This is a genomic window from Streptomyces sp. NPDC034099, assembly GCF_055575415.1.
In genome coordinates, this window is record NZ_JBVISR010000008.1 from 154439 (window position 1) to 174370 (window position 19932).

Consider the following 19932-nt stretch of genomic DNA (forward strand, 5'->3'; position numbering starts at 1 on the left):
GGCTAACCTAACTTAGGCATACCTAACACCCCGCCTGGCTGCCCTCTCGCCAGGCCCGCCACAGCCGTGCGTAGCGGCCGCCCAGGGCGACCAACTCCGCGTGTGTGCCCTCCTCGACGACCCGTCCGGCGTCCAGCACGGCGATCCGGTCCGCCGCCATCGCCTGGGTCAGGCGGTGCGCCACGAACAGCGTGGTGCGGCCCGCGCACGCGGCCAGCACCGCCCGCTCCAGCTCGGCGGCACCCTCGCTGCCCGCCTCCGCTGTCGACTCGTCGAGGACCACCACCGGCGCCCGCCCGAGCGCCAGCCGGGCCAGCGCGATCTGGGCGACCTTGGTCACGTCCAGGCGCTCGCCGCCCTCACCCACCAGCGTGTTCAGCCCGTCGGGCAGCGCGTCGACCCACTGACCGGCGCCCACGGTGCGCAGGGCGCCCAGGAGTTCGGCGTCGGTCGCCCGCGGGGCGGCCAGCCGCAGGTCGTCGGCGAGCGGCCCGGAGAACACGTGGGTCTCCTGGGTCAGGATGCTCACCAAGGCCCGCGCCCCGGCCTCGTCGACTCCCGCCAGGTCGGTCTGCCCGACGCGCACCGAACCCTCCTGCGGGGTGCCGATGCCGGCGACCAGCGCGGCCAGGGTCGTCTTGCCCGCGCCGGTCGCCCCCACCAGGGCGAGCGAACCACCCGCCGGGATCGTCAGGTCGACGTCGCTGAGGACCGGCTCCTCGGCACCCGGGTAGGTGAACGTCAGCCCCCGCACCGTGACCGGGTACGGTCCGGCCGCCGCGCCGACGGACTCGTCGCCCACCAGCCGGTCCGCCGCGTCCTCCCCCAGCACGCCGACCAGGCGGGTCAGACTCGCGCCCGACTTCTGCGCCTCGTCGAAGGTGAACATGATGGCGCCCAGCGGGGTGAACAGCCGGTGGAAGAGCAGCGGGGCCGCCGACACCTCGCCCAGCGTGGCCGCGTCCGCCTCCAGCAGCGCGTAGCCCACCACGATGATGAGGGTCAGCCCGATGAACTCGGCGCGGTTCTCCCGGCCGACGAACCGGCCGAAGAACCGGAACACCTCGATGCCGAGGTCGCGCACCCGCCACGACTCGCGGGTGACCCGCTCGCGGAAGGCGTCCTCGAGCCGGTACGCCCGGACGGTGTCGATGCCGTTCAGACCGCTGATCAGGGCCTGCGCCCGGTCGGCCTGGGCCACCCGCTGCTTGCGGTAGAGCGGCGCGGACCTCGGCAGGTACCAGCGCAGGGCCAGCGCGTAGGCGGGCAGCGCCCCGGCTCCCGCAAGGCCGAGCCGCCAGTCGAGGCCGAACATGCCGGCCGTGGCGATGGTGACGAGGACGCCCGCGGAGAACACCGTGGGTACGGCGCTGCGGATGCCGTTGGAGATCACGGCGACGTCGTCGCCGACCCGGGACAGCACATCGCCGCGGCCCACCTGTTCGACGCGGGCGCTGGGCATGGCCAGGACCGCGCGGACGGCGCCCTCCCGGAGCCGGGCGAGCAGGTCGGCGCCCAGCCGCCCGATCAGGTAGGTCGACACCGCGGTCGCCGCCGCGCCGAGCAGCGCCGCGGCGACCATCAGGGCGCCGATCGTGACCAGGACGGACTGCGACTCGCCCCCGGCCACGGCGTCGACCACGCGGCCCAGCAGCAGCACCGGGAGCACCTGGAGCGCCGCCCCTGCCACCGTGGTGAGCACCGTGGCGGCCGTCAGCCACGGCACCTCGCGGCAGTGGGCCGCGACCCATCGGGCTGCCTCGCGTCCGGTCGCCGTACGCAGGACGGCCGGGGCGGGAGGGACGTCGGTGACGCTCACCCCTACCCGGCCGCCTTGACGAGTTCGTCGACGGCGTACGGCATCGACAGCAGGGTGCCCTGGGAGATGGCCGCGCCGACCGCCGGGCCCTCGCTGTCCAGCAGGTAGGACACCTTGCCGTTCTTGACGGCGTCCAGGTTGCCGAACAGCTCGAACTTCTTCAACGCGTCCTGGTCCGCCTTGTCGTTGATGACGAAGACGCGGTCCACGTCGACCAGGTCGACGCGCTCGGGCGAGAGCGTGGTGTAGAAGTCGCCGCCGGCGATCTTGTCGATCTCGGTCTGGTACGTGAAGCCGATGCCGGTCGCCAGCCGCCCGCGCACGTCGGTGGAGGTGAACGGAGCCACCGAGTCCTTGTACCAGGAGAGCACCACCGCGGTCTGGTCCGCGAACCGGGGGTGGTCCCGCTTGGCCGCGTCCAGCTTGCCCTGGATGCCGGCGACCATCCTCTCGCCCTCCTCGGCCTTGCCGAGCGCCTTGGCGATGTGCAGCGCGTTGTCCTGCCAGGGAGCGCTGAACGGCTCCTTCTCGCCCTTGGTGCGGCCCACCGTGGGCGCGATCCTGGAGAGCTTGTCGTAGGCGGCCCGGTCGATCTCGGAGTAGACCGCGACGATCAGGTCGGGGCGCAGGGCGGCGATCTTCTCGTAGTTGGGACCCGTGTCCCCGTTCTTCATGATGACCTCGGGCTTGGTGTCGCCCCACTTGCCCTTCACCCAGGGCCACTGGGTGTTGATGTCGGGGCTCTGCCCGGCCGGGTTCGGGTACTGGTCGACCATGCCGACGGGCTTGATGCCGAAGGCCAGGACGGTCTGGTCGTCGGTGTAGCCGACGGAGACGACCCGCTCCGGGGACTTCTCGATCTTCGTCGTTCCGAACGCGTGCTCCACGGTGACCGGGAAGGCTCCGGCGGCGGCCGGGGTGTCGCCACCGGCCCGGTCCGCCGAGTCGTCCGAGTCGGAACCGCATCCCGCGAGGAGTCCGACGCCGAGCGCGGCGGCGGACAGGGCCGCCGTGAGTCGTCGCCAGGGCTTCGTACGCGTCGTTCTGAGGAGCATCCGCAGATCCCTTTGCTGTCGCGCCGTCCACTGCGCCCGCCTGAGGGCAGCAGACCTTGTCGCGCCCGAGTGAGGTTAGCCTACCCTCACCGTGACAACTTCGGGGCCGACCGGTCGAGTTCGACGTGGGTACGTCCGATCGGCACGACGAGGGGACGGTCCCCGACCGGGTCGTCGATCACCTTGGCGCGCAGTCCGAACGCCTTGTGCAGCAGGTCGGCGGTGATCACGTCGCGCGGATGCCCCTGCGCCAGGATCGCGCCCTCCCGCATGACGACGAGGTTGTCGCTGTAGCGCGTGGCCAGATTGAGGTCGTGCAGCACCATGACCACGGTGCGCCCGGACTCGTGCAGGTCGTCGACCAGGTCGAGCACGTCGACCGCGTGCGCGAGGTCCAGATAGGTGGTGGGCTCGTCCAGCAGCAGCAGGTCGGTGCCCTGGGCCAGGGTCATCGAGATCCACACGCGCTGGCGCTGTCCGCCGGAGAGCGAGTCCACGGGACGGTCCGCGAGGTCGGACACGCCGGTCATGGCCAGCGCCTGCCGTACGACGTCGGCGTCGTCCGAGGACCACTGCCGCAGCCAGCTCTGGTGCGGGTGACGGCCCCGGGCGACCAGGTCGGACACCGTCAGTCCCTCCGGGGCCACCGGCGCCTGGGGCAGCAGGCCGAGCTTCTTCGCCACGTCGCGGGTTCTGAGCGTGGCGATGTCCTCGCCGTCCAGCACGACCGTTCCGCCGGTCGGCCTGAGCAGCCGGGACAGGGTGCGCAACAGGGTCGACTTGCCGCAGCCGTTGGGTCCGATGACGGTGGTGATCACTCCGGGCGGAATCGCCACGTCGAGACCGTCGATGACGGACCGGGCCCCGTACCCGACGGTGACGCCCCGGGCCACCAGCCGTGAGGCGCCGTCAACTCCCGTTCCGGTCCCGGTAATGGACTGAACGACCACAAGGCCCCCTCGATTAGGCTCACCTTACTTTGTACCAGCTATCTGCGGTTCGCCCGCACCAGCAGATAGACGAGGAAGGGCCCGCCGATGGCGGCGGTGACCACACCGACCGGCAGCGAGACGGGCAGCGCGGTGCGCGCGACCAGGTCGGAACCGGTCAGCAGCAGCGCTCCCGCCAGGCCGGAGGCCACCAGCGGCGGGGTCGGGCACCTGGCCAGCCGCATCGCCACCTGCGGTGCCACCAGCGCCACGAACGGCACGGGTCCCGCCGCGCTCACCGCCACGCCGGCCAGCAGCACCGCGCACAGCAGCAGGACGGCGCGCACCGCGCCGTACCGGACGCCGAGCCCGGCGGCGACCTCGTCGCCGAAGTGCAGCGGTTTGAACTGGAAGGCGACACAGGCCACGACGACCAGCAGGACGAGCGTGCCCCACAGCGCGACGTGGACCTCGTCCCAGGACCGGTTGTCCAGCGAGCCGACCAGCCACGCCTGGGCCCGGGCCACGTCCCTGATGTCGGCGCCGACCAGCAGCCACGTCGTGACCGCCTGCATCACGGCGTTCACCGAGATGCCGATGAGGATGAGCCGGAAGCCGTCGATCCCGCGGCGCCACGCCATGAAGTACACCAGCAGCCCGGTGCCGAGGCCCCCCGCGAGCGCCGCCGCCGACAGGCCCACGGAGTCGGCCACGGCCGTCGCGGCGCCGCCCGAAACCGTCACCAGGAACACCGCGACCGCGCCGGCGCCGCTGGTGATGCCGAGGACGTCCGGGCTGGCCAGCGGATTGCGGGCGATCGACTGGGTGAGGGCCCCGGAGACCCCGAGCGCGACGCCCACGACGAGTCCGGCGAGGGCCCGGGGCATCCGCAGGTCCATGATCACGAACTCGTCGACCTGCTCGCCCCGGCCGAGGATCGTGGCGAGCACCCTGGACAGGCCGATGGGGAAGTCCCCGACCCCGATGGACAGGCAGAACACCAGGAAGGCCGCCACCGCCAGGAGCAGGGTGACAGCCGCGACCCAGGGCCGCCACACGAACGACACGCCGCCGAACCGGACACCGGGCGCCACCGGGGCCCGCACGTCCGCCTTCGCGTCCCCTGCCGCGTCCACCGCCGGGTCCGCCCCGTTCGTCTTCATGTCCGCCCCGTTCACGCGTTCTTGAACTTCCCGCGCCACACCAGGACGGCGAAGAACGGTGCGCCGAGGAGCGAGACGACGACCCCGGCGTCCAGCTCCCCCGGCCGTACGACCAGGCGCCCCACGATGTCGCTGACCAGCAGCACGACGGCCCCGAGCAGACCGGCGTACGGCACCAGCCAGCGGTAGTCCGGGCCGGTCAGGTACCGGGCCACGTGGGCCACCATGAGCCCGAGGAACGCGATGGGGCCGCAGGCCGCCGTCGCCGCCCCGGCCAGCAGGGTGATGGCGACGATACCGACGGTGCGGGTCAGCGCGATGTTCACGCCGAGTCCCCGTGCCACGTCGTCCCCCAGGTTGAGCAGGTTGACGGAGGGCAGTGTGGTCAGCGCCAGCAGCAGCCCGGTCGCGATGAAGGCGGACACGGGCCAGATCACGTCGAAGCCGACCCCGGTTAGCGAGCCCGCGTTCCAGAACCGCAGGGCGTTCAGCGAGGCCTTGTCCGTCAGCGCGACCGCCGTGGTCATCGCCGCGAGGAACACCGTGACCCCCTGCCCGGCCAGCGCGAGCGTCAGCGGGTTGCCCGCCCCCCGGCCGATGCTCGACAGCCCGAACACGACGACACCGGCGACCGCCGCGCCCAGGAAGCCGAACCACACGTACTGGAAGGGGCTGGTGAACCCGAAGGCGGCGATCCCCGACACCACGGCGAACGAGGCGCCGGAGTTCACCCCCAGCAGTCCCGTGTCGGCGATGGGGTTGCGCGTGTACCCCTGGATCAGTGCCCCGCCGACCCCCAGCGCGACGCCGGCCACGACGGCGAGCACCGTGCGGGGCACCCGTACGGTCCGCACGATGAGCCTGATCTCGGTGAGCCGCTGGTCGGCCTCGGGCGCCGCGAACAGCCCGTGCCAGACATCGGCGGGACTGAGCGCCCGCGCGCCGACGGCCAGCGACGCCGCCGCCGCGACCACGAGGAGCACCGCCAGCACACCCAGGCCGGCGAGCCGACGCCGGCGGGCCTCCGTCGGGCCCCTGGGCGTGGACGCGGGGCGCTGGGCCGCAGTCGTGGTCATGGCGACGTACATTAACGCGCGCCGGTGCCGGTTCCGTCGGCGACCGTACGGGACTCGTCGGAGGCCGACTTGAGACCCCGGCCGAGGAGTGACTCGAGGATCTCGCCGACCCGGACGGCGGTGTTGGACAGCAGCGACGACGTGATGCCGTGCGTGTGCTCGGTGCCGCCCTGCAGATAGATGCCGCAGCGCAGGGCGGGGTCGGTGGCGACGCGGTAGTCGCGCTCGACGCGCACCCGGCCCTCGTCGTCCCGCAGGCAGCAGTCCGCGACCTCGCCGAGCAGGCCCAGGGGGTCGGCCGGGCCGTAGCCGGTGGCGAAGACCACGACGCGGCGTCCAGGAGGCTCTCCTCGCCGGTGACCAGGGAGGTCACGGTGGCGCGTACCCGGTCCGGCGTCTCCTTGACGTCGGAGAGCCGGGACACGTTGAGGAAGCGCAGCCGCTCGGTGCCGAGGACCTTCTCCCGGTACATCTGCCGGTACAGGTCGTCGATCAGGTCGATGTCCACCACGGAGTAGTTGGTGTTGCCGTGGTAGTCCATCAGCCGTCGTTTGACGCCGCCGGGCGCGGTGAAGTAGTCGTCGACCGCGGCCGGGTCGAAGATCCGGTTGGCGAACGCGCTGTCGTCGGCGGGGCTGTAGCCGTAGCGCGCGAAGACCGCGCAGACCTCGGCCGAGGGGAAGCGGCGGTGCAGGTAGGCGACGTTCTCCGCGGCGCTCTGCCCGGCGCCGACGACGATGAACCGGGAGGGCGAGGTGCCCTCCAACGCGTCGACCCTGGCCAGCAGTTCCGAGTTGTGCCAGACGCGGTCGCCGCGCTCCACGCCCTCCGGCACGAGGGGGCGCAGCCCGGTGCCGACGACGAGGTTGCGCGCCCGGTGGACCTCGAGACCCTCCCCCGAACGGACCGTCACCTCCAGGTGGTCCACGACTCCGTCCCGCACGACAGGCGCGACGCCGACGACCTCGTGGCCGTAGGAGACCATGTCGTCGACCTTGCCCGCGGCCCACTCGAAGTAGTCGTGGAACTCGACCCGCAGGGGGAAGAGGTTCTTGTGGTTGATGAAGTCGATCAGCCGCCCCTTGCTCTGCAGGTAGCAGAGGAAGCTGTACTCGCTGGCCGGGTTGCGCAGGGTCACCAGGTCCTTGAGGAAGGACACCTGCATGGTCGCGTCGTCGATCAGCATGCCGCGGTGCCAGCCGAAGCGCGGCTGCTGCTCGAAGAAGCGGGCGTCGAGCGCCTCCTGCCCGCCGGCCCGTGCGTTGTGTTCGCGGATCGCGATCGCCATGGCGACATTGGACGGCCCGAAGCCGATACCAATGAGGTCGTGGACCAGTGTTGAGTCAGCAGGAAGAACCTGTGACATGTCACTCCCCTCGTGCGCCGGAAACTTAGGTGAGCCTAAGCTAATGAGATACGGGTGTCGATAGGGCGCGACGGAGGTCATTTCGAGCCAACTGGCGGATATGGCGGCGGTGTTGCGCACTAAGGTAAGGCTTGCTTAACTGCCCGGGTCAGCCCCTGCTCTGAGGAGGAACACCCATGCGGGTCGTCATGTTCGGCTACCAGACCTGGGGGCACCGCACCCTGCGAGCCCTGCTGGACTCCGAGCACGACGTGGTCCTGGTGGTGACCCATCCCAAGAGCGAGCACGCGTACGAGAAGATCTGGAGCGACTCCGTCGCCGACCTCGCCGAGGAGCACGGCGTCCCGGTGCTGATCCGCAACCGCCCGGACGACGACGAACTGTTCGAGCGCCTCAAGGACGCCGACCCGGACATCATCGTCGCCAACAACTGGCGGACCTGGATCCCCCCGCGCATCTTCGGCCTGCCGCGCCACGGCACGCTCAACGTGCACGACTCACTGCTGCCCGAGTACGCCGGGTTCTCCCCGCTGATTTGGGCGCTGATCAACGGCGAGACCGAAGTGGGCGTCACCGCGCACATGATGAACGACGAGCTGGACGCCGGTGACATCGTCCGGCAGGAGGCGGTACCCGTCGGACCGACGGACACCGCCACCGACCTGTTCCACAAGACCGTCGACCTCATCGCCCCGGTCACCGTCGGCGCCCTCGGACTCATCGCTGCCGGGCAGACGGAGTTCACGAAGCAGGACCGGTCCCGGGCGAGCTTCTTCCACAAGCGGTCCGCCGAGGACATCCGCATCGACTGGAGCTGGCCGGCCGAGGACCTGGAGCGTCTGGTCCGGGCCCAGTCCGAGCCGTACCCCAGCGCCTTCACCTTCCACCGGGGCAGGCGGCTCGAGATCCTCGCCGCGGTGGTCTCCGAGGGCCGCTACGGCGGTACGCCCGGCCGGATCTTCTACCGCGAGGGCGAGGGTGTGGTCATCGTCGCCGGGGCGGACGCGCGCCGGGGCCGCAACCGCGGTCTCGCCGTGACGCGAGTACGGACCGAGGACGGAAGGGAGTTGGCCGCGACGGAGTACTTCACCTCCATGGGCGGCTATCTGACCACCCGCCCCTGAGCACCCCGACCGGCCGTCCACGACGGGCAGGGCCCGACCGTGCTGTCACGGTCGGGCCCTGCCCTGGACGGTCGCGCGCGGCCTCAGCCGCTCTTGCGCCGGAACGAACGCTGGCTGGCGGCGGGGCCGTGGGTGCCCCGGATCTTCGCCACGTCGGCGCCCGCGGCCTGGGCCGCGGCCTCCGCCTGTTTGCCGCGCTTGCGCTCCAGCGCCTGGCGGAACTTGTCCTTCAGGTCGTACTGACCGTCGGCGTCGGGTGTCAGGGCGGGGCGCTCGTCCTCCGCCGGTTCCGAACCTGCTTGCGATGAAGACTCTTCAGTCATGACGACCTCCTGGGCTCGGACAACAGGAGCACAGCTTGTCACGACCGGCCGCCCGGAACCACCGAGTAGGTGCCCGGGCCCGCCGGCAGGGTCACCGTGTACTGGCGCAGGTACGTGTCCAGGTACGGCGACCGGTCGCCCGCGGTGGCGATGTCGTCGGCCGGGCCGTCCAGTGCGAGCCGCAGTTTCGCTCCCCTGACCTCGATGGTCTCGCCGGAGGGGGTGTCGCGCCAGGAGCCGGTCTGGATGGAGCCGATCTCCACGGCCAGGACGTGCCCGGCGGCGAGCGTCCAGTCGGTCGCCTTCAGGTCGACGCTCAGGCGGCCCGACTTCACCAGGGAGACCTGCTCGTCGAACATGACGGCGGTGCCGTCGGGGGCGACGTCGTACAGCTTGAGCATGACGTTGCCCTCGCCGCGGGCCGTCAGGGACACCTGCGGGGTGCCGGTGACGCGCGTGGCCTTCCGCAGCGGCTTCGACCAGACGAAGAAGCTGGAGGCGGCCTCACCGGCGCGCTGACGCTTCGCCAGTTCCGCGGCCAGCCCGGCCGGGGCCGGCCGCTCGGTCGCGGGCGCGTTCTCCATGTCCCACTTGCCGGTCGGCTGCGGCGGTGCCTTCGGTGCCGGGCCGCCGGACGCGGTCAGGGCCGCGCGGCCGGACGCGCCGCCGTCGTCCACGTAGGAGCCGCCGCCGAGCGGAAGGGTCACCGACCGCTCGGTGACGGGCCAGGTGCGCTGGGCCCGCCAGGCACCGGTGGAGTCCTCGACGGCGTAGGCCGGGTAACGCACCGTCGGCCTGGTGCCCTTCAGGTACTGGTCGTAGAAGGCAAGGGTCTCGTCGTACCAGCCCTCGCGGCCCATGGCCAGGCGTCCGTCCTCGACGCGGTCGCCGCCGCGCACGTGGTCCCACTGACCGAGCCAGCCGCGCTCGGGGCCGCGGTGGTTGTCGAGGTACTCCTCCATCTCCTCGGGCTTGGTGTTGTTCTCGACGAAGCCCTGCGTGACGAACAGCGGGGTGTCGCTGCCCCTGGCCATCCTCGCCAGGTCACGGGAGGTCCAGTGCTCGTCCCGCTGGTCGGATATCCGGTAGCCGGCCGAGTTCTCCGTCAGGCACTCCGGGTGGCCCTCCTCGTACCGGGCGGCGGCCTGGTAGCGGGGGTCGTCGTCCGCCATCGGGGGCATCGAGGCGATGGAGTTGTACGCGTCGGCGGTGCCCGTCACGTTCGGGCGCGGCACGCCGTTGGAGTAGATGTACTGGTACATGTCCCACACGGGTTCCTGGGCGACGACGGCCTTGAGCGCGCGCTGGTCCAGGTTGTTGCCGATGAGACCCGTGACGGCGTCGTACGACTTGCCGTACATGCCGACCGCGCCGGTGGACCACGGCTGGTTCGCGGCCCAGTCGATCGCGGCTCTGACGTCGGCCTGTTCGCCGGGTCCGCCCCAGTCCAGACACCCGGTGGAACCGCCGAAGCCGCGCAGGTCCACCATGACGAAGGCGTACCCCTGGTCGAACAGGTCGGTGCCCTCGATGAAGTCCTGGAAGCGGGCGGAGGGGCCGGTGTGGGACCAGCCCTCGGGGCCGGTCTGGCCCGCGTGGGCGAAGTACGGGCCGATCGACACGATGACCGGCACCTTCTCCTTCCGCTTCAGCCCTTCGGGCAGCAGGACGTCGGCGTGAAGCCGGGTGCCCGAGCGGTCGGAGGACGGGAAGTAGTGCTGGGTCCAGACCGAGCCCTCCGGGACCCGGTCGTTCTCCTCGTGCGTGACGGGGGCGGTCCCGGCGGCGGCCGGACCGGTCTCCGCCTCGTGCGCCGCGACGGCGGTGCCGCCCAGGCCGACGGTCAGGGCGAGGGCGGCGACGAGTGCCGATGCGGTCCGGACGACCGCGCGACGTGGTCTCACATGCTCCTCCTTGGAAGGCGGGTGCAGGTGGTACGGGTGGTGCAGGTCTAGCAGCGAAGTCCCCCGCACGTCGATGGGTCCGAATCGCAACTTCCCCTGTCACATCGGGCGTTGGCGGACGTGATCCGTCAGCACCCGTCTCCGGCCGGGCCTGCCGGGCACATGGGTCCATGTCGGGCCTCGCCCCCGGTGCGTGCCCTTCGCCCGCGGCCGCCCGGTCCCGGTGCCTCCGGGGCCGGCCGCCCCCGAGCACGTCGGCCGAGCCCGCCGGAATCGCCCGCGCCGCGGTCCGCGCCTAGGGTGGGGCACGCCGACGGAACCGGATTCCTTGCCGACCGCAGGAGAGTGGGGCGCCATGGCGCGGGGTGTCGAATCGATCCGGCGGACGGCCGTGGGTGCCCTCGGCGCCGTCCTGCTGCTGGTCGGTGTCGCGCTGCTGGTGCTGCCCGGCCCCGGCCTGCTGCTCGTCTTCGCCGGGGTGGTGCTGCTGGCGCGCGCCGTTCCGGCGCTGGACCGGTTCGTCGCCCCGGTCCGCACCCGGGCGATGCGTGCTGCCGAGGAGAGCGTCTCCTCCCGATGGCGCATCGCCGGGTCCGTGCTCGTGGGGCTGTTCCTCCTCGCCGCCGGCGTGGTCTGGGGCCTCGTGCCCGAGCTGCCGTACTCGGGATGGGCCACCGGGGCGAGCCTGATCGTCTCCGGCTTCGTGCTGTTCGCCCTGCTCGGGTGGAGCCACCGCCGTGTCCGGGCGGCGCGTCGCGGATCACCAACGGCCCAGGAACACGCGCGTTGACCAAACGGGACGGCGTTCCGTATATTTAACCGGGACAGCGTCCCGCTTTTGTCGCGCCGACGCGTCCACTCCTGGACGGCCTCGCCGTCCCCGCCGTCGATTCATCGAACGGACCCACGCATCATGAGCGCACAGACCCACCCGACCGACTTCGTCCCCCCGCCCGCTCCCGTCCTCTCCGTCGCCCCGGTGGTGCTGCCTGCCCCGGGGCGGCCGGTGGACCTCCAGGTGCGGGTCTCCGCGCCGGTGACCGGGACCGGCCTGCCGGTCCTCCTGCTCTCGCACGGCCAGGGCTACTCGCACCACCTCTCCTCCCTGAACGGCTACGCCCCGCTCGCCCACTACTGGGCCGCACACGGCTTCGTCGTGATCCAGCCGACCCATCTCAGCTCGCGGACACTGGCGCTGGACCCCGGGACCCCCGGGGCGCCCCTGTTCTGGCGGTCGCGCGCCGAGGACATGACGCGCGTCCTCGACGGGCTCGACGTCCTGGAGGAGGCCGTCCCGCGGCTCTCCGGCCGTCTGGACCGGAGCAGGGTCGCGGTCGCCGGGCACTCGATGGGCGGACACACCGCGAGCCTGCTGCTCGGCGCCCGGCTCACCGATCCGGACGACGGCACGGAGGTGGACCTGGCCGAGCCCCGCGTCAGGGCGGGCGTGCTGCTGGCGGCCCCCGGCCGGGGCGGCGACGCCCTCAGCGAGTCCGCCGCCGAGAGCATGCCCTTCTTCCTGACCACGGACTTCTCCCGCATGACCACACCCGCGCTCGTCGTCGCCGGCGACAAGGACGACTCCGCCCACCTGACGGTGTCCGGACCCGAGTGGCATGCCGACCCGTACGCCCTCTCCCCGGGCCCCAAGTCCCTGCTGACCCTGTTCGGCGCGGAGCACGGGCTCGGCGGGGTGGCCGGATACGACGTCGCGGAGACCACCGACGAGGACCCCGCGCGGGTGGCCGCCGTGCAGCGGCTCACCTGGGCCTATCTGCGCTCCGAGCTGTATCCGGGGGACACCGCCTGGCAGCAGGCCCGGGACGGGCTGGCGGCCGGGCCGGACCCGCTCGGGCGGGTCGAGTCCAAGTAGGCCCGCACGGTCGGCCGCGGGGCGCGGGCGGGCCCGCTGGTAAAATGGCGGCACGCTTTGAGGCGCCCGGGTCCGTACCGAGGGGTACGGGCCCGGTCGCGTTCCGGGCGCCTGATCAGAGAGGTCCCCCATGAACGCGAAGCCGACCGCATCCTTCGACGGCCTCGGACTGCCGCCGGTGCTGGTGGAGACGATGTCCGCCCTCGGGGTGACCGAGCCGTTCCCGATCCAGGCGGCGACCCTGCCCGACGCGCTGGCCGGACGCGACGTCCTGGGCCGGGCGCGGACCGGCTCCGGCAAGACGCTGGCCTTCGGGCTGGCCCTGCTCGCCAGGACCGCGGGCCGCCGCGCGGAGTCGAAGCGCCCGCTGGCCCTCGTCCTGGTGTCGACCCGGGAACTGGCCCAGCAGGTGAGCGAAGCGCTGGCGCCGTACGCACGGGCGCTGGACGTCCGCCTGACCACGGTCGTCGGCGGACTGTCGATCAACCGGCAGACCCAGGCGCTGCGCGACGGCGCCGAAGTGGTCGTCGCCACGCCGGGCCGCCTGGCCGACCTGGTCTCCCGCCGGGACTGCCATCTGAACCAGGTGCGGACCACGGTGCTGGACGAGGCGGACCAGATGTGCGACATGGGGTTCCTGCCGCAGGTCTCCGGCATCCTGGAGCAGGTGCCCTCCGACGGGCAGCGGCTGCTGTTCTCGGCCACCCTCGACGGCGACGTCGACCAGCTGGTGCGGGACCACCTCCACGACCCCGTTCCCGTCTCGGTGGACCCGGCGTCGGCCTCGGTGAGCACGATGGAGCACCACGTGCTGACCATCCACCCCGCCGACAAGTACGCGACCGCCACCGAGATCGCGGCCCGCGACGGCCGGGTGCTGATGTTCCTGGACACCAAGGCCGGGGTCGACCGGTTCACCCGGCACCTGCGGGCCGCCGGTGTGCCCGCCGCCGCCCTGCACAGCGGGAAGTCGCAGCCGCAGCGCACGCACACCCTCGCCAGGTTCGTGGAGGGCGAGGTCACCGTGCTGGTGGCCACCAACGTCGCGGCGCGGGGCATCCACGTCGACGCGCTCGACCTCGTCGTCAACGTCGATCCGCCGGCCGACGCCAAGGACTACCTGCACCGCGGCGGGCGTACGGCGCGGGCCGGACGGGCGGGGAGCGTGGTCACGCTCGTCACCCCCGACCAGCGGCGCGAGGTGAACCGGATGATGTCCGAGGCCGGGATCCGGCCGACGGTGACCCCGGTGCGCTCGGGCGAGCAGAAGCTGACGGCCCTCACCGGCGCGAAGCGCCCGCCGACCGGTCCGGCGCAGGAGGGCGGCAACGCCCCCTTCCGCGGGATGGGCACCCGGCCGGGCCGCGCCGCCAAGGGATCCCGCAAGGCCGTCGAGGCGCGCAAGGCCGCGGAGGCGCGCGCGGCCGCCCGGGTGCGCAGGGGCCGCTGACCGTCGGCCGTGCGGGCCGATCACAGCGCCGGGGAACGGGACTTGAGGCCGGGCCGGCGCCGAGAACTTTGAACACACCGATGACAAAGTATGGACATGTCAAGCGGAAGTCTCCTACCTTGGCGGCGGAACGTCCGTCCTACCGCACAAGACCGGAGCGATATCCGGCACGGTCCGGTCCCCATCTCCCGGAGGACCAATGCACCCACGGCTGTTCTCGCGTGCCCGAAGACACCTCATCCTCCTGCTGACGTCGGCCGTCGCGCTCGGCGGTGCCTGGGCCGCCCCGGCGTCCTCGGCGGCGCCCGCCGACATCCCGCCGCAGGAACCCGGCGTCACCCTGCGCGTGTTCGACGTCCAGACACCCCTCAACGAGCTGTGCACCCTCAAGCCGGGCCAGACCCCCAACCACGACAAGCTGATGCCGACGGTCGACTGGTCGAGCACCGCCGACTTCGGCGGCATCGCCGACAACTTCGTCTCCCAGGCCTCCGGTTATCTGGTCGCCCCTCGTGACGGCACCTATGTGTTCCGGCTCGTCAGCGACGACGGCTCCCGGCTGACCCTCGACGACGCCACGGTGATCGACCACGACGGACTGCACGGCGCGGAGCCCAAGGACGGCACGGTCGACCTCACCGCGGGAGCGCACCCGCTGCGCATCGACCACTTCGACCGCGGCGGCGGCCAGCAACTGCAGCTGTCCTGGATGCCGCCGGGCGAGAGCGAGTTCACCGTCGTACCCAACGAGGCGCTGAGCACCGACGCCGGGGTCGTCCGGGTGACGGCGCCGGGCCGAAAGGAGTGCGAGGCCGGGCGCGACACCCCGGGCGACGGTCTGCCGCTCACCTCCGTACGTCCCGACCTCGACCTCACCGACCTGCGCCCCGACGGCTTCGAACCGCAGGTCACCGGCATGGACTGGCTGCCCGACGGACGCCTGGCGATCAGCACCTGGGGCGGCACCGACAACGTTGCCGGAGAGGTGTACCTCCTGGGCAACGTCACCGGTGAGACCAGCCGCGACAAGGTGACCGTCGAGAAGGTGGCGAGCGGGCTGCGCGAGCCCATGGGCATCAAGTACGTGGACGGTTCGCTCTACGTCTCGCAGAAGCACGAGCTGACCCGGCTCGTCGACCGCGACGGCGACGGCGACGACGTGACCGACGAGTACCGCACGGTCGCCACCTGGCCCTACGGCGGCAACTTCCACGAGTTCGCGTTCGGCCTGCTCTACCGCGACGGCTACTTCTACGTGAACCTCTCCGTCGCCATCGACCTCGGCGGCGCGACCACCACCCCGCAGCCCGCGCCCAACCGCGGGACGACGTACAGGATCAGCAAGAAGACGGGCAAGATCAGCCCGATCGCGGGCGGACTGCGCACGCCCAACGGCATCGGCTGGGGGCCCGGCGGCGACCTGTTCGCCACCGACAACCAGGGCGGCTGGCTGCCCGCCTCGAAGCTCGTCCAGATCAAGCAGGACCGCTTCTTCAACCACTACACCGAGCCCGCGGGACCCTTCGAGGGCTCCCCCGTCACCGAGCCGGTGCTGTGGCTGCCGCAGAACGAGATCGGCAACTCGCCCTCCACCCCGCTGTACCTCACCAAGGGCAGGTTCGCGGGCCAGATGCTGATCGGCGACGTCACCTACGGCGGCCTCCAGCGCGCCTACCTGGAAAAGGTGAAGGGCCAGTACCAGGGCGCCGTCTTCCGCTACACGCAGGGCCTGGAGGCGGGCGTCAACCGGGTCTCCATGGGCCCCGACGGCGCGATCTACACCGGCGGCCTGGGCGCCGACGGCAACTGGGGGCAGGAGGGCAAGCTCAAGTTCGGCCTGCAGAAGCTGACGCCCAACGGCGGCAACACCTTCGACGTCCAGAAGATGCGGGCCGTGCCGGGCGGCTTCGACCTCACGTACACCCAGCCGGTGTCCGAGGAGACGGCCGCGGAGCTGGCCTCCCGCTACGAGGCCGAGCAGTGGCGCTACACGCCGACCGGCGACTACGGCGGCCCGAAGATCGCCGAGGAGGAGCTGGCCGTGCGCTCCGCGACCCTCTCGGACGACGGCCGCACCGTGCGGCTGCGGCTGGACGGCCTGAAGCCGGACCGCGTCGTGCACGTGCGCTCCCCGCGCCCGTTCACCTCGGGCTCCGGTGAGACGCTGTGGAGCACCGAGGCCTGGTACACCCTCAACGAGATGCCCGGCAAGCAGCCGCCGGCTGCCACCCTGTACGAGGCCGAGGAGGCGCTTCTGACGGGGAAGGCGGGCATCAACACCGACCACGCCGGCTACTCCGGCAGCGGCTTCGTCGACCGCTACGCCACCGAGGGCAAGGTCACCACGACGTTCGACGTGACCGTCCCGAAGCCGGGCACCTACGACGTGGGCCTGCGCTACTCCAACGGCCCGAACCCCTTCGAGGGCACCAAATCGCTGTCCCTGTACGCCAACGGGAAGAAGGTCCGCCAGACACAGCTCCCGTCCACCGGGGACTGGGACACCTGGTCCACCCGGACCGAGCCGCTGCGGCTGCGCGCCGGACACAACACGCTCTCCTACCGCTACGACCCCGGCGACACCGGCCACGTCAACCTCGACCTGATCACCGTGCGCCCGCACGGCGCCCGGGTCGGCCTGTTCGACGGCACCGCCGCCTCGCAGGAACAGTGGCAGCACACGGACGGAAGGAAGGTCGCCTGGCCGCTGGCAGAGGAGCGGTCGATGGAGGTGTGCTGCGGCGACATCCGCACCAAGGACGCCTACCAGGACTTCAAGCTGCACGTGGAGTTCCGCGTGCCCCTGCTGCCGGACGACGTGACCGGCCAGGACCGCGGCAACAGCGGCATCTACCTCCAGGACCGCTACGAGCTGCAGATCCTCGACTCCTACGGCGACACCACCCCGGACACCAACGAGGCCGGGGCGATCTACCTGAAGAAGGCACCCGACACCAACGCGGCGACGGCCCCGGAGACCTGGCAGACGTACGACATCGTCTTCCGTGCCGCCCGCTTCGACGAGAACGGAGCCAAGACCGCCGACGCGCGCGTGACGGTGGTGTGGAACGGCAGGACGGTCCACGACGACATCGTGCTCGACGGGCCCACCGCGGCCGGCCGGGCCGAGACGCCCGCGGCCGGGGCGATCCGGCTGCAGGACCACGGGAACAAGGTCCGGTTCCGCGACCTCCGCATCGAACCGCTGGACTGACCCGTAGCCGTGCGGGGCGGATCCTGTCGGCCGCCCCGCACCTCCCGCTCCGCCAGACGGCGGGTCCGAGTTCCCCGGGCGCCTCTGGGTAGGGTGAAACAAGAACTGCCCTGCCCGTCGAACAAGGAGCGGAATTGAGCGAGCCGGCGTCCATCGCCCTGCAGAAGGAGATCGCCCGGGAACTGGAGGTCGCGGAGACCTTCGACGCCGAACGGGAGATCGAGCGCCGGGTGGCCTTCCTCGCCGAGCGGCTGACCTCCACCGGTCTGCGCGCGCTCGTGCTCGGGATCAGCGGCGGGGTCGACTCGACCACCGCGGGCCGACTGTGCCAGCTCGCCGTGGAGCGGGCCCGCGCCGCGGGACACGAGGCCCGTTTCTACGCGATGCGGCTGCCGCACGGGGTCCAGGCCGACGAGCACGACGCCCAGCTCGCCCTCTCGTTCATCCGGGCCGACCACGTACTGACCGTGGACATCAAGCCCGCGAGCGACGCGGCGCTCGACGCCCTGCTCGCCGCCGACGTGGCCTTCCGCGACGCCGGCCACCAGGACTTCGTGCACGGCAACATCAAGGCCCGACAGCGCATGATCGCGCAGTACGCGGTGGCCGGTGCGCACGGCGGCCTGGTCGTCGGCACCGACCACGCGGCCGAGGCGGTCTCCGGCTTCTTCACCAAGTTCGGCGACGGCGCCGCCGACCTCGTACCGCTGACGGGCCTCACCAAGCGCCGGGTGCGCGCCGTCGCGGACGCGCTGGGCGCGCCCGCCGAGCTGGTCCGGAAGGTTCCGACGGCCGACCTGGAGACCCTCGACCCGGGCAAGGCCGACGAGGACGCCCTCGGAGTCACCTACGAGGAGATCGACGATTTCCTGGAGGGCAAGCCGGTGAAGGAGCGGACCTTCGAGAAGATCCTCACCCGCTACCGGCAGACCGACCACAAGCGCCGGCTGCCGATCGCTCCCTGACCCTCGGCCGGTGCCGTGCGGCGGCCTCCACCGGGGCCGCCGCACACCGATCATCGTCCTTTATGTGCGGTTTGCCAGAAGTCGCCTTAGTCTGGCCGAGGAGGTACCCGGACCAGGACCGACACCGGCCGGAGAGACGGAGCGAACATGGCGGACTTCATCGGCGCGGTGGACCAGGGGACCACGAGCACCCGGTTCATGATCTTCGATCACGGCGGCAACGAGGTCGCGAAGCACCAGCTGGAGCACGAGCAGATCCTGCCGCGCTCCGGGTGGGTGGAACACGACCCGGTGGAGATCTGGGAGCGCACCAACTCGGTGATGCAGAACGCCCTGCGCAACGGCGGACTGTCGGGCACCGACCTGGCGGCCATCGGCATCACCAACCAGCGGGAGACCACGGTCGTCTGGGACCCGCGCACCGGCCGTCCCTACTACAACGCCATCGTGTGGCAGGACACCCGCACCGACGCCATCGCGGCCCACCTGGAGCGCTCCGGCCGGGGCGACGTCATCCGCCGCAAGGCCGGGCTGCCGCCCGCGACGTACTTCTCCGGCGGGAAGATCCAGTGGATCCTGGAGAACGTCGACGGCGTCCGCGAGGCGGCGGAGCAGGGGCACGCGGTCTTCGGCAACACGGACTGCTGGGTCCTGTGGAACCTGACCGGCGGTCCCGACGGCGGCATCCACGCCACCGACGTGACCAACGCGAGCCGCACCATGCTGATGGACCTGGAGACGCTCGACTGGGACGACGAACTGCTGGGCTTCTTCGGCATCCCCCGCAGCATGCTGCCCACCATCAACCCCTCCTCGCACCGGGAGGCGTACGGCACGACCCGGACCTCCCGGCCCCTGCGCGCCGCCGTGCCCATCACGGGGGTGCTGGGCGACCAGCACGCGGCGACCGTCGGCCAGGTCTGCTTCTCGCCCGGCGAGGCCAAGAACACCTACGGCACCGGCAACTTCCTGGTGCTCAACACCGGCACCGAACTGGTCCGCTCCCAGCACGGCCTGCTGACCACCGTGGCCTACCAGTTCGGCGACAGCCCGCCGGTCTACGCGCTGGAGGGCTCCATCGCGGTGACGGGGTCCGCCGTGCAGTGGCTGCGCGACCAGATGAAGATCATCAAGACGGCGGCCGAGAGCGAGGAACTCGCCCGCACGGTCGAGGACAACGGCGGCATGTACTTCGTCCCCGCGTTCTCCGGCCTGTTCGCCCCGTACTGGCGCTCCGACGCGCGGGGCGCGATCGTCGGCCTGGCCAGGTACAACGACAACGCGCACCTGGCACGGGCGACGCTGGAGGCGATCTGCTACCAGAGCCGCGACGTCGTCGAGGCCATGGAACAGGACTCCTCGGTCCACCTGGACGTGCTCAGGGTCGACGGCGGTGTGACCGCCAACGACCTGTGCATGCAGATCCAGGCGGACGTGCTCGGCGTTCCCGTCAGCCGCCCCGTGGTCGCGGAGACCACCGCCCTCGGCGCGGCCTACGCGGCGGGGCTGGCCACGGGCTTCTGGCGGGACACCGACGAACTGCGCACCCACTGGAGCGAGTCCAGGCGCTGGGAGCCCCAGTGGTCCGAGGAGAAGCGCGCGGAGGGGTACGCGGGCTGGAAGATGGCGGTGGAGCGCACGCTCGACTGGGTCAAGGTCCCCGAGAGCTGA

Annotated in this window: 14 protein-coding genes and 1 pseudogene; 7 read left to right on the top strand and 8 right to left on the bottom strand. The window is 71.7% G+C overall.

Annotation, left to right across the window (positions count from 1 at the left end):
• Window positions 1-22 precede the first annotated feature (22 nt).
• The 6 genes and pseudogenes from ACZ56V_RS23375 to ACZ56V_RS23400 all read right to left on the bottom strand — a co-directional run bounded on the left by ACZ56V_RS23375 (window position 23) and on the right by ACZ56V_RS23400 (window position 7408).
• Window positions 23-1819, bottom strand: coding sequence for an ABC transporter ATP-binding protein (locus ACZ56V_RS23375; protein WP_468944883.1), 1797 nt, complete (start codon window positions 1817-1819; stop codon window positions 23-25).
• A gap of 2 nt (window positions 1820-1821) precedes the next feature.
• The gene (locus tag ACZ56V_RS23380; RefSeq protein WP_468944886.1) at window positions 1822-2874 is read right to left on the bottom strand and encodes an iron-siderophore ABC transporter substrate-binding protein; all 1053 of its coding nucleotides are present in this window, start codon (window positions 2872-2874) and stop codon (window positions 1822-1824) included.
• A gap of 86 nt (window positions 2875-2960) precedes the next feature.
• Entirely contained in the window at window positions 2961-3824 is an 864-nt protein-coding gene (locus ACZ56V_RS23385; RefSeq protein ID WP_467380109.1) for an ABC transporter ATP-binding protein, read from the bottom strand.
• 38 nt (window positions 3825-3862) lie between these two features.
• A complete protein-coding gene (locus tag ACZ56V_RS23390; protein WP_468944890.1) occupies window positions 3863-4966 on the bottom strand; it encodes a FecCD family ABC transporter permease in 1104 nt (367 codons plus the stop codon).
• An 11-nt stretch (window positions 4967-4977) separates the two neighbouring features.
• On the bottom strand, window positions 4978-6042 hold the full coding sequence (locus ACZ56V_RS23395) for a FecCD family ABC transporter permease (protein WP_468944894.1): 1065 nt from the start codon (window positions 6040-6042) through the stop codon (window positions 4978-4980).
• 11 nt (window positions 6043-6053) lie between these two features.
• Window positions 6054-7408 (bottom strand): annotated as a pseudogene (locus ACZ56V_RS23400) (lysine N(6)-hydroxylase/L-ornithine N(5)-oxygenase family protein).
• Window positions 7409-7584: 176 nt separating this feature from the next.
• Between ACZ56V_RS23400 and ACZ56V_RS23405 the strand changes: the two are divergent.
• Window positions 7585-8532: a methionyl-tRNA formyltransferase gene (locus tag ACZ56V_RS23405; RefSeq protein WP_398908750.1), complete on the top strand. Its 948-nt coding sequence runs from the start codon at window positions 7585-7587 to the stop codon at window positions 8530-8532.
• Window positions 8533-8615: 83 nt separating this feature from the next.
• Here ACZ56V_RS23405 and ACZ56V_RS23410 read toward each other — a convergent pair whose 3' ends face one another.
• Complete coding sequence (locus ACZ56V_RS23410) at window positions 8616-8855, bottom strand: DUF5302 domain-containing protein (RefSeq protein ID WP_398908748.1); 240 nt, start codon at window positions 8853-8855, stop codon at window positions 8616-8618.
• Between the two features lie 38 nt (window positions 8856-8893).
• On the bottom strand, window positions 8894-10759 hold the full coding sequence (locus tag ACZ56V_RS23415) for a CocE/NonD family hydrolase (RefSeq protein ID WP_468944898.1): 1866 nt from the start codon (window positions 10757-10759) through the stop codon (window positions 8894-8896).
• A 355-nt stretch (window positions 10760-11114) separates the two neighbouring features.
• Between ACZ56V_RS23415 and ACZ56V_RS23420 the strand changes: the two genes are divergently transcribed.
• The 6 genes from ACZ56V_RS23420 (at window position 11115) to glpK (ending at window position 19932) form a co-directional block, all read left to right on the top strand.
• Window positions 11115-11549 carry a PGPGW domain-containing protein gene (locus ACZ56V_RS23420; protein WP_398909399.1) on the top strand — a complete coding sequence of 145 codons (435 nt, stop codon included), beginning with the start codon at window positions 11115-11117 and terminating at the stop codon, window positions 11547-11549.
• A 123-nt stretch (window positions 11550-11672) separates the two neighbouring features.
• Entirely contained in the window at window positions 11673-12632 is a 960-nt protein-coding gene (locus ACZ56V_RS23425) for an alpha/beta hydrolase family protein (protein ID WP_468944901.1), read from the top strand.
• A gap of 130 nt (window positions 12633-12762) precedes the next feature.
• The gene (locus tag ACZ56V_RS23430; RefSeq protein ID WP_468944904.1) at window positions 12763-14082 is read left to right on the top strand and encodes a DEAD/DEAH box helicase; all 1320 of its coding nucleotides are present in this window, start codon (window positions 12763-12765) and stop codon (window positions 14080-14082) included.
• Between the two features lie 199 nt (window positions 14083-14281).
• On the top strand, window positions 14282-17296 hold the full coding sequence (locus ACZ56V_RS23435; protein ID WP_468944907.1) for a 3-keto-alpha-glucoside-1,2-lyase-like domain-containing protein: 3015 nt from the start codon (window positions 14282-14284) through the stop codon (window positions 17294-17296).
• 134 nt (window positions 17297-17430) lie between these two features.
• Entirely contained in the window at window positions 17431-18261 is an 831-nt protein-coding gene (gene nadE / locus ACZ56V_RS23440; protein ID WP_468944910.1) for an ammonia-dependent NAD(+) synthetase, read from the top strand.
• A gap of 147 nt (window positions 18262-18408) precedes the next feature.
• Entirely contained in the window at window positions 18409-19932 is a 1524-nt protein-coding gene (gene glpK, locus ACZ56V_RS23445) for a glycerol kinase GlpK (protein ID WP_356372050.1), read from the top strand.